General features: G+C 61.8%; 9 protein-coding genes, 1 tRNA gene and 1 pseudogene. 5 read left to right on the top strand and 6 right to left on the bottom strand.

Translation table 11 applies throughout. The features are described 5' to 3' along the window. The 3 genes and pseudogenes from ASE94_RS21540 to ASE94_RS19565 all read right to left on the bottom strand — a co-directional run. Positions 1 to 775: pseudogene (locus tag ASE94_RS21540) on the bottom strand (glycogen/starch/alpha-glucan phosphorylase); the annotation flags it as partial. Between the two features lie 161 nt (positions 776 to 936). After that, the gene (locus ASE94_RS19570; RefSeq protein ID WP_062631712.1) at positions 937 to 2,790 is read right to left on the bottom strand and encodes a monovalent cation:proton antiporter-2 (CPA2) family protein; all 1,854 of its coding nucleotides are present in this window, start codon (positions 2,788 to 2,790) and stop codon (positions 937 to 939) included. A 99-nt stretch (positions 2,791 to 2,889) separates the two neighbouring features. Continuing rightward, positions 2,890 to 4,137, bottom strand: coding sequence for an AI-2E family transporter (locus ASE94_RS19565; RefSeq protein WP_082461333.1), 1,248 nt, complete (start codon positions 4,135 to 4,137; stop codon positions 2,890 to 2,892). Positions 4,138 to 4,266: 129 nt separating this feature from the next. On the opposite strand from ASE94_RS19565, the gene ASE94_RS19560 reads away from it, so the two are divergent. Further along, the gene (locus tag ASE94_RS19560) at positions 4,267 to 5,208 is read left to right on the top strand and encodes a nucleoside hydrolase (protein WP_062631838.1); all 942 of its coding nucleotides are present in this window, start codon (positions 4,267 to 4,269) and stop codon (positions 5,206 to 5,208) included. Between the two features lie 36 nt (positions 5,209 to 5,244). Here the strand turns inward: ASE94_RS19560 and ASE94_RS19555 are convergent, their stop codons facing one another. Continuing rightward, positions 5,245 to 6,831: an ABC-F family ATP-binding cassette domain-containing protein gene (locus ASE94_RS19555; protein WP_062631711.1), complete on the bottom strand. Its 1,587-nt coding sequence runs from the start codon at positions 6,829 to 6,831 to the stop codon at positions 5,245 to 5,247. Positions 6,832 to 7,012: 181 nt separating this feature from the next. Between ASE94_RS19555 and ASE94_RS19550 the strand changes: the two genes are divergently transcribed. Together ASE94_RS19550 and ASE94_RS19545 are read left to right on the top strand one after the other, a co-directional pair. Beyond that, complete coding sequence (locus ASE94_RS19550; protein WP_062631710.1) at positions 7,013 to 7,624, top strand: LysE family translocator; 612 nt, start codon at positions 7,013 to 7,015, stop codon at positions 7,622 to 7,624. Between the two features lie 34 nt (positions 7,625 to 7,658). Continuing rightward, a complete protein-coding gene (locus ASE94_RS19545; protein ID WP_061910855.1) occupies positions 7,659 to 7,865 on the top strand; it encodes a hypothetical protein in 207 nt (68 codons plus the stop codon). Here the strand turns inward: ASE94_RS19545 and ASE94_RS19540 are convergent. After that, entirely contained in the window at positions 7,862 to 8,398 is a 537-nt protein-coding gene (locus tag ASE94_RS19540; protein ID WP_062631709.1) for a DUF2087 domain-containing protein, read from the bottom strand. The genes ASE94_RS19545 and ASE94_RS19540 overlap by 4 nt on opposite strands. A 240-nt stretch (positions 8,399 to 8,638) precedes the next feature. On the opposite strand from ASE94_RS19540, the gene ASE94_RS19535 reads away from it, so the two are divergent. Next, positions 8,639 to 8,715: transfer RNA gene (locus tag ASE94_RS19535), tRNA-Ile, on the top strand. Positions 8,716 to 8,799: 84 nt separating this feature from the next. On the opposite strand, the gene ASE94_RS19530 is transcribed toward ASE94_RS19535, so the two are convergent. Continuing rightward, the gene (locus ASE94_RS19530; protein WP_062631708.1) at positions 8,800 to 9,105 is read right to left on the bottom strand and encodes a TM2 domain-containing protein; all 306 of its coding nucleotides are present in this window, start codon (positions 9,103 to 9,105) and stop codon (positions 8,800 to 8,802) included. A 195-nt stretch (positions 9,106 to 9,300) separates the two neighbouring features. Between ASE94_RS19530 and ASE94_RS19525 the strand changes: the two genes are divergently transcribed. Continuing rightward, positions 9,301 to 10,056 carry an IclR family transcriptional regulator C-terminal domain-containing protein gene (locus ASE94_RS19525; protein WP_061910759.1) on the top strand — a complete coding sequence of 252 codons (756 nt, stop codon included), beginning with the start codon at positions 9,301 to 9,303 and terminating at the stop codon, positions 10,054 to 10,056. The last annotated feature ends 270 nt before the right edge of the window (positions 10,057 to 10,326 follow it).

The following is a 10,326-nucleotide window of genomic DNA, read 5'->3' as shown; positions in this document are numbered from 1 at the left end:
AGAGAACCCGGGTAATCGCTTCTGCGCGCGAGCTTTCTTCAAGCGCCCCGATATGGTCGCCCGAGTTGAACTTGTCGAGCAGGATCGGATCGATCGGCTGGGCGCTCCAGAGCCGCAGCGTGTTGACGCGCGAACCGCGCCAGCCAACGATCGGCGTATCATAGGCCACCGCAAGCAGATGCTCATTCGGTCGCCATTCCTGGCGCACGGTGCCGTCGGCATCGGTCACCGGCTCGACATGACCGCCAAAGCCGACTTCATAGGCGCTTTCGCGGCGCTCGAATTCCCAAGGATTGCCGTGAGCGAGCCAGTCTTCAGGCAATTCGACCTGCCAGCCCTCGCTCATTTCCTGCCGGAACAGCCCGTGCACATAGCGAATGCCATAGCCGTAAGCCGGGATTTTCAGCGACGACATGGACTCAAGGAAACAGGCCGCAAGACGGCCGAGACCGCCATTGCCCAGCGCCGCATCGGGCTCGAGATTGATCAGGTCGCCGAGATCGACATTGAGGTTCTTGAGCGCCTGCGCCACCGGCTCCATCAGGCCCACATTGCTCATCGCATCGCGCATGAGCCGGCCGATCAGGAATTCAAGGCTGAGATAATAGACTCGCTTGTGCGAAGTCCGCCACGTCTCGCGAGAACTCTCCATCCAGCGGTCCATGATCCGGTCGCGAACAGCGAGGATCGCGGCGCGCAGCCAGTCATGCGGGCGAGCGACAATCGGGTCCTTGCCGACTGAATAGATCAGCCTTTCAAGGATCTCGGCTTGAATCGCTTCAACGGTAGTGGCGCGGGGCTCTGGCGTCGGAGCATCGTAGACGATCGGCTTTTGCGGCATATCGCAATCCAGTGTTCATGACGATGTTCCCCTCTAGAAGCATCACTCTTGCACTTAATTTGTGCATCGGAAAGCCCCCTCGAAGGGCAGGGAAATTAGTTACTTGTACGAGGCGTCGATTGTGCGACTGCCTCCTCAGCGTTTTGTTCTGAAACGGTAATTCCGCTTTCGCGGGCCTGATCCTCGGCATTGCTGAGGAGAAGCCGTCCAAGGTTGCGCCAGTCCTCGCCGTTGAACTGCAGTTCAAACCGGCGACGGTCGCGCTCACGCACGCCCTCGATCACTTCGTGCGCTTCTTCCTCGCTGGCGCCGAGCATTTCCGCCGCTTCACCGCCGAATGCGACGGCCGATTCGAAGGTCTCGCGGATCTGATACTCGACCCCTGCCCTCAGAAGTTCGATGCCGTGCTGACGATCATAAGCGCGCGCCATTACCCGCGCCAATGGGAACTGATCCCGTACCAATTCGGCGATCCGGTTGGTCTGTGCCTTGTCGTCGGTGCAAAGAAGGATCAGATCGGCCGTCCCGGCGCCCGCAGCGCGCAACACGTCGAGACGCGTGCCATCACCATAATAGACCTTGAACCCGATTGAAGCTGCAGCACGGATCATTTCCGTGTCGTTGTCGATGATCGAGACCGAGTGGTGCATCGCCAAGAGAGGCTGGCTGGCGATTTGGCCAAAGCGGCCGAAACCGATGATCAGCACGCGGCTCGACAGCCCATTGGCCCTTTCGATGCCGTCGAACGACACGACCTTCTTGGGCATGACCCGGCGCATCAGGATTAGCGCAAACGGCGTCACCACCATTGAAATGATGACGGTCGCGGTAAAAATCGCATTGCTTGGCGCGTCGATGATTCCGGCCGAAACAGCGGTCGTGTAGAGCACGAAGGCGAATTCGCCGCCCTGCCCCATCAGCACCGCGCGCTCCAGCGCCTCGCCATGGTCCGACTTCAACACCCGCGCAATGACATAGATCGCGATCGCCTTGATCGCCATGAACAGCACGACACAGGTCGCGATAATCTGCCAATTGTCCGACACCGTCGCGAGATCGAGCGACATGCCGACCGCCAGAAAGAACAACCCCAAGAGAAGCCCGCGGAACGGCTCCACATCCGCTTCAAGCTGATGCCGAAAGGCCGAGGTCGAGAGCAGCACACCGGCTAGGAACGCGCCCATGGCCATAGAGAGACCGCTAACCTGAAACAGCAGCGCCGCGCCCAAAACCACCAGCAGCGCCGCCGCAGTCATTACTTCGCGCACCTTGACCGAGGCCAAAACCGCAAAGAAGGGGTTCATCACGCGGCGCCCAAGCCAGATCAGCAAAAGGATCGCGCCGATCGCGCCAGCGACTCCGATCAATCGCGTCACCGTCGACTGGTCCTCGCCCGTCGGCGCCAAGAGCGCCACGATGGCGAGCAGCGGCACGATCGCGAGATCTTCGAGGAGAAGAATGGAGACCATCTTCTGTCCACCCTCGCTCGCAAGTTCGCCCCGCTCGCCCAAGATCTGCATGACGATGGCCGTCGATGTCAGCACGAAGCCCATGCCGAAAATGAAGGCGACAACGGGCGAAAACCCAAGGACGACGCCCACCCCGGTCAGCAGCAATCCGCAACTCACGACTTGAATAACGCCCAGCCCAAAGATCTGCTTGCGCAGCGCCCAAAGTTTGCTGGGCTCCATTTCGAGCCCGATGATGAAGAGAAACATCACGACGCCAAGCTCGGCCAATTGCAACACCGAGGCGGGATCGCGGATCAACCCGATGCCCGACGGCCCGAGCAAAAGCCCCGCCGCCAGGTAGCCCAAAACGGACCCAAGCCCGATCCGGCGAAAGATCGGAACGGCAATAACTCCGGCTGCCAGCAAGGCAACGATGGGGAAAAGGTCGATCCCGTGGTGTGCCGCTTCTGCGGCCTGCGCCACTGCTTCACCCGCCATGATTCTATTCCCCCAAAGGCACGTTTAGGGGAGACACTTGTGCCGCAGGCCCTGCGCCGTCAAGGCGGCTGCACGCAGACGAGCCACGCGCGGAAGAAACTAGCTCGATGCCTCGACGCCAGTCGGCGCTGTGCCGTCCGGCGGCTCCAGCCGTTCCTGCTTGCGCTTTTCGTTGCCGTCTTCGGCCTCTTCCTTCTGCTCGTGGATCGCCTGCGCAGCATTGGCCAGCACCACCTCGCGTTCGCTCATATAGCGCGTGCGCCGCACCGGCCGCTTGGGCTTGACCGGCTTGCTCGGCAGCGCATGCGTCAGGATGGACGTCGCAATCAACAGGGTCGGAACGGCGACGAGCCCACCCACCGGGCCCCAGGCCCAAAGCCAGAAGGTGATCGAGAGAAAGATGATGAAGGGGTTGAGCGTCATCGTGCGGCCGATGAAATGCGGCGTCACGATCTGCCCTTCGATGAAGTTGATGCCCATATAGCAAAGTGCCGGCATGAGGATGTGCTGCAGCTCGGTTTGCGTGCCGAGACCAACTGCCAGGAGGATCAGGATCATCGTGCCCTGTCCCACATAGGGGATGTAATTCAGCACCGCGGCGAGCGCGCCCCAGAGGATGGGCGATGGCATTCCGATCAGCCACATCACCGTCGTTACGGCAATGCCGACGCAGGCATTGATGAACGTGATGGAGAGGAGGAACCGGCTGACCTTGGCCTCGACGTCTCGGAATACATGGGCCGTGCGCCACCGCATCCGCCGCGTCACGCAAAGCGCCAGCACCGAGATGCGGATATGGTCGCGTGTCGCGACGAAGAAATAGAGGCTCGCGAGAAAAATCAGGATCTGCGCCAAAAGCGCTGGCGCAAGCATGGCAACGCTCGCCATGGCGCTTCCATCCTCGACATTGACGCTCATCGCCGCGCCACCGCCGAAGATTTCGGTGATCTGCGTCTGCAGCCCTGAAAGGCTCTCCATCGGCTCCTTGAGATTAGCCAACTGGCCCTGCAGCTTGTCCCAGATGAGCGGCGCCCGTGCCACCCATTCACTCAGCGGCAATGCAAAGAGCACGATGCCCGACGCAATGATTGCGAGCAGCAACAGCACAACGACGGCGGCCGACAGCGCCGGCGGAATGCCGATGGCTTCCAGTCGATCCGCAACCGGCCCAAACATCAGACCCATGACGATCGCGAGGGTAACCGGCGCAAGAAAAACCTGCCCAGCCTGCAGCACGAATAGGAGCACGACGACGCCAATCGCCACCACCGCGAGTCGCGCGGCATTGTTGAGCACGCGCTCGAATTGGCTTTCGTCCATGTCTTCGCCTGCAGGCCCTGTGCGCATGATCTCTTTCTGGGTGCTGGAAATTATGCACCTACAACGTCACGCTCCCCCCGTTGTTCCAGATAGTCGACCATTGCCGCTCCGCCAGCTAATGTCCCCTTGTTTTCGCTTCGCTTTCAGGGACAGACCATGCCGCGCAAGATCATCATTGACACCGATCCAGGTCAGGACGACGCCGTCGCCATTCTCCTCGCGCTGGCATCCCCGGAGGATTTCGAGGTCGTGGGCGTCGTCGCGGTCGCTGGCAATGTCGGCCTTCACCACAACGCCACCAATGCCCGCAAGATCGTAGAACTCGCCGGCCGCCCCGATGTCCCCGTCTATGCCGGCTGCTCCCGCCCGATGCGCCGCACCCTCGTCACCGCTGAGCACGTTCACGGCGACACCGGTCTCAACGGCCCCGACCTTCCAGCCCCCAAGATAGAGCTCCAGCCCCAGCACGGCGTCGATTACATCATCGATGCACTGATGAGCGCCGAGCCCAAATCGATCACCCTTTGCACACTCGGGCCCCTGACCAATATCGCCATGGCCCTCGTCAAGGAGCCGCGCATCGCCGAGCGCGTCGCCGAACTCGTCATGATGGGCGGCGCCTATTTCGAAGTCGGCAACATCACCCCGGCGGCCGAATTCAACATCTATGTGGACCCCGACGCGGCCGATATCGTGTTCCGGAGCGGCATCAAGCTCACCGTCCTGCCGCTCGACGTCACTCACCAGATGCAGTCGACCCCCGCCCGCCTCAACGCTATCAAGGCCATTGGCAACAAGTCCGGCCAAGCCGTTTATGACATGCTGACCTTCTCCGAAGGTTTCGATCTCAAGAAATACGGCTGGGACGGCGCCCCCCTCCACGACCCCACCGTCATCGCTTGCCTCATCGACCCCACCATCTTCGAAGGCCGCGAGTGCAACGTGACTATCGAAACGACAAGCGAGCTCACGATCGGCATGACCGTCACCGACTACTGGCACGTCACCGACAAACCCAAAAACGCCACCTACATCCGCTCCGGCAACGCCGATCGCTTCTACGATCTGCTGACCGAGCGGCTGGCGCGACTGCCGTAACTTCCCCAATCCGTCCCTCCCCCTGCCAGGGGGAGGTTAGGTGGGGGTCAGCCGCACCTCCCGCGTCATCCCGATATTCTCCAAAAATACCGCATCGTGGCTGATGACCAGCAGCGCGCCATCATAGGCCCGCAGCCCTGCTTCGATCTTCTCGATTGCCTCGACATCCAGATGGTTTGTCGGTTCATCGAGTACCAGCAGCATCGGCGGCGTCTTGCCGCCGAGCGCGGCCGCGAGCCCGGCCCGCAGCATCTCGCCACCGCTCAGCGTGCCCGCCAGTTGCAGCGCCGCATCCGCCCGGAACCCGAAAGCCGCCAGCACCGACCGGCAATCATTCTCCGAACTCTCGGGATTGAGCCGCCGGAAATTCTCGACAATGCTCTCCGTCCGATCCAAGAGCCCCACCTGCTGGTCGAGCAGCGCCATTGGCCCGCCAAGCTCCACCGACCCGGCAAAAGGCTTAAGCTCGCCCGTCAGTAGTTTGATCAGCGTCGTCTTGCCCGAACCATTCGGCCCCACCACGGCCACCCGCTCCGGCCCAATAATCTCAAGGTCCACCCCGCGGATCACCGGCGCCTCAGGCTCATACCCTCCGCTCAGCGCCCTGGCCCGCAACACCACCTTGCCCTGCGGCAGACTGCTTGGCGCCAGCTTCACTGCAAATGGCGTCAAAACCTCGATTTTCGCCCGCGCGGCTGCGGCCTGTTCCTGCGCTGCGCCAGCCATTTTCTCGGCCAGAGTATCGAGCCCACCGGCCGTCTCCTCCGCACGACGCTTCAGACCGCCTATCATGATTTTCGGCATATCGCGCTTGGCCGCCTTTCGGCGCCCGCCGGCATCGCGCTGGGCCTGCTTCTCCCGCGCCTCCTGCGCCTTGCGCGCCACATCGCGCACCTGCCGCTCGGCGACATCGCGATCCCGCTCGGCCACCTGTAGCTCCAACGCCTTGCGCTCGCGATAGTGGCTCCACCCGCCGCCATAGGTCTTGGCGCCAAGGGTCGTCAGCTCAACAATCGCATCAACTTCCTCGAGCAAGCCCCGATCGTGACTCACGACCACCGCCGCACCGCGCCAGCCCTTCAGCAAGCCCGCGACTGCCTCTCGCCCCTCGACATCGAGATTGTTGGTCGGCTCATCGAGAAGGATCAGGTCCGGCTCGGCAAAAACCAAAGCCGCCAGCGCAGCCCGCGTCCGCTGCCCACCCGACAGCGTCGAGAGCGGCGTTTCCGCCGTCACCGGCAGACCCAACTGCGCCAACGCCGCCTCGAGCCGCGCCTCGAGCGTCCAATCGACCTCGGCCAGTTCATCCACATCGGCAGAACCGCTGACCGCCTTGGCCAGCAAAGCCAGCGCCGCGCGCACCCCGAAGATATCGGCGATAGTCTCGCCTTCGCGCGGCTGCACCTGCTGGCGCAAAACGCCCAGACGCCCGGTACCGCTGATCGTGCCGGAGCTGGGCGTCAGTTCGCCCGCGATCAACCGCAGCAGCGTGGTCTTGCCCACACCATTGTGCCCCACAAGGCCTGTGCGGCCCGGGCCAAAGGTCAGATCGAGATCAGAAAAAAGTTTGTGGCCGTCAGGGCCGGTATAGGACAGGTTCGCAATCGTTACGGAAACGGGCATGGACAAGATGTTCTCCAAGAGCAAGGCAGGTCGGCATTGCAGTGGAGAAGCGTTCCATTCGGCACCATCCGGTCGAGTTACGATGCCCATAAGATAGCGCGGCCAGCGCGGGCGTCAACCGCCCCACTGGTCAAGCCCCGGGCGCGGGAGTAGTGTCCGGCATCATTTGCCGGACTGCCCCATGGACCTCTTCACGCTCGCCGCCTTCACCCTTGCCTATGCCATTGCCGTGCTCGTGCCTGGCCCCGGCGTTGCGGCCGTCGTTGCACGGGCCCTGGGCGGCGGTTTCAAGGGCGCCTTCCCCATGGTCCTAGGGATTCTGGCCGGCGATCTCGTCTATTTCGTCTTCGCCGTCTTCGGCCTTGCGGCCATCGCTACCTGGTTTGGCCCGGTCTTCGTCATCATCCGCTGGGCCGGCGCCGCCTATCTTCTTTACATCGCGTACAAATTCTGGACCGCCAAACCCGGCGCCGAGCAGATGAAGCCCAAGAGCGAAGCCCCGCTCAAAACCTTCCTCGCCGGCTTCTCGCTCACCATGGGCAATCCCAAGACCATCGTCTTTTACCTTGCCATCCTGCCGACGGTGATCCCGCTCGATCAGATGAACCCCATCGCCTTCATCGAGCTCACCGCCATCGTCGTCGTGGTTCTGCTGATGATCGGCTGCGGCTATGCCTGGCTCGCCTCAGCCGCCCGCGACATGTTCCGCAGCGAAAAGGCTCTGGGCCGTCTTAACAAGACCGCCGGCGCCATGATGGCCGCCGCCGCCGGCCTCGTCGTCATGCAGCATTAAGGGCCGGCTAACCATTTCTTGCCATGGTTTCTCCATGGCCAGTATCAGCACCATCTCCCAGATGTCGCGCTATGAGCAGATGAAGTACTACCGCGAGAAGCGCACCGCCGCTCTCGCGCAGGTCCAATCCATGAGCAGCCAGGCCACCGGATTGATGACCGTAAAGCTCAGCGAATCTCAGGGCATGGGCAATCTTGCCGCCAAGATCGCCTACCAGCGTGGCGTCAAGAAAACCGCCTAGACAGCTTCCTGCGTTCTCATCACCCTGCGCAACAGCGGCGACAATTCCGCCGGCGGCTTCTGCTCGATCCGGCGATAAATCCGCCCGTCCTTGCTGCGCACGGCATACCCCAGCGAGACAAGCGCCCGCCGCAACAGCGCATGATCGCCAAAACTCGCCCAGCGATTGAGCAGCGCCGTCATCTCCGCGTCCGAATAGGTCCGCCCCGCTTCGATCCGGCTCCACAGAGCCCAAAGGCAAAGCGGTTGCAGGCTGTTCTTGGCCGGCCAGCGCATCAATACCCCAGCGCCATCGAAATGCCGGGCCACCCGTTCGATCAAGTCATGATCGACCGGCTCGGGCCGAGGCGCCTCGCTCTGCCGCTCCTCCTGCGCCCGAAAATGCTGATAGTTTCGATACCCTGCCGACTTGCTCAGAAGATTGAGCATCTCGACATGGCTCGGCGGCGCCTCGCGCTTGGCAAGACCGTCCCGCAAGGCGCGGGCAAATGAAGACAGATCCGAAATCGTGAGTGCGTGAATTTCGCGCGACATGACACATCCTTGCTGAACATGCCTCAACCGCATGGGGGCGGCTCGATGGTCACCGGCTTTCGACGAGGCACAAGGTGTCGTCGAATTCTATTTGAACGCAGGTTTAGCTTCCCTCTTGGGGACGGCGACGCCTCGGTGAACTGCAGACCGTTCCGCAAATTAGCGCGCTCGGGAAAAGGACACAAGCCTGTCCTCTTCCCCCTTTGACAGCGGCCCCGACCCTGCTAAGAGGCACGCAACGCGCCTATAGCTCAATTGGTTAGAGCCGACCGCTCATAACGGTCTGGTTGGGGGTTCAAGTCCCTCTGGGCGCACCACATTTTCATTCCCGCCCGAAGCGAAACGACCGGACACAAGGCCCGGTCGATGACGTTCACTAGCTCTACTGGTTTCAATCAGCCTTAGCGGCGCCCAAACACCCGGTCGGCGATGCGCGTATTGCGGCCGGCGGCCATGCCGGGGATCAGCAGCGCGTCGATCAACCACCAGAGGCCAACGAGGAACCACAGGAAGCCGAGAAAGCCGAAGGACACCAGCGTCAAAAGGAACACCACGGCCGAGAACCCGAACATCATCAGGCCGCTGATCGGCCTGCCGAGATAGAACCGGTGTACGCCGACATAGCCCAGGAAAAACCAGAGCACATAGGCCACGACCAGCGATTTCTTCTCGATATCGTACTGGGCTGAAACGCGATCATAGGTCATTGCAGTCCTCCATTCGCAACGAAAATGGGAAGTCCTCGCCGTTCTGCAAGATGCCGCCCGATATTCCATTGCCGCAGACGCCAATTCGCCTGTCCGTTCAACTGCCTAAACCCAGATCAGCTTGCCCCGTTCCACCGCCCCTTCCCTTCCCGCGCCATTCATGTCACCTCAGGTAAATCCACCAATGAGGCCCCCATGCGCGACGGCGACATCATTCATGGCCTGGCGCGCGGCCTCGCTGTCATCGAGTGCTTCGACGAAGCCCATACGCGCATGTCGATCACCGAAGTCGCGGCCCGCACCAGCCTCGAACGCGCCACGGCCCGACGCTGCCTCCTGACGCTCGTCCACCTCGGCTATGCCACCTATGACGGCAAGTTCTTCCAGCTGACGCCACGCGTCCTAAACCTTGGCCATTTCTACCTTGCGGCCAACACCTTGCCGCAGATGATTCAGCCCTTCCTCGAAGAACTCTCGGTCGCGACCGGCGAGAGCACTTCCGCTGCTGTCCTCGATGGCACCGACATTCTCTACGTTGCCCGCGCCTCGACCCGCCACGTCATGTCGATCAATCTCGGCCCCGGCGCGCGCCTTCCCGCATATTGCACGTCGATGGGCCGCATTCTCCTCGCTGCCCTGCCACTCGAGGAGGCCGCAACCATTCTCGATCGCTCGCGCCTCATGGCCTATACCAGCCGCACCAAGGCCGACCTCCCATCGATCACCACGGAACTCGCGGTCGTCGCCGCCCAGGGTTTTGCTGTCATCGATCAGGAGCTCGAGCTCGGTCTCTGCTCCATTGCCGTGCCGCTCTACAATTCCTCCGGCAAAGTCATAGCAGCGGTGAATATCGGCGCCCAAACCGCCCGCGCCTCGACATCGCGCATGATTGCGAGCTTCCTGCCGCTCATGCGCAAGATCCAGTCCGACCTCCGGCCGCTCCTGCGCTGACCCTTGGTCAACTGTCACAATTCCCCGCTAAGGTCGGGATCAGCGCCTCGGTGAAAACCTTGCAGGCCGAGTCACAAAACAGCGTCACAAAAGCTGTCACAAAACCGAAATTGTCGGATTTCACCTTCAAAAACATCGGTTTGCACTGTCACAAACCAGTCACGCCAATGCAATAAAACCGTCGCTGGGCGACAATATGGTCTGCCGCGTCACAGGACGGCCGCAAGCATGGCTGGCCATGTCTAAGAACCGAATTTCCGAAAGGGAACT

It is taken from the genome of Devosia sp. Leaf64 (assembly GCF_001421945.1).
GTDB lineage: Bacteria > Pseudomonadota > Alphaproteobacteria > Rhizobiales > Devosiaceae > Devosia.
This window is presented reverse-complemented; position numbering and strand designations above follow the sequence as displayed.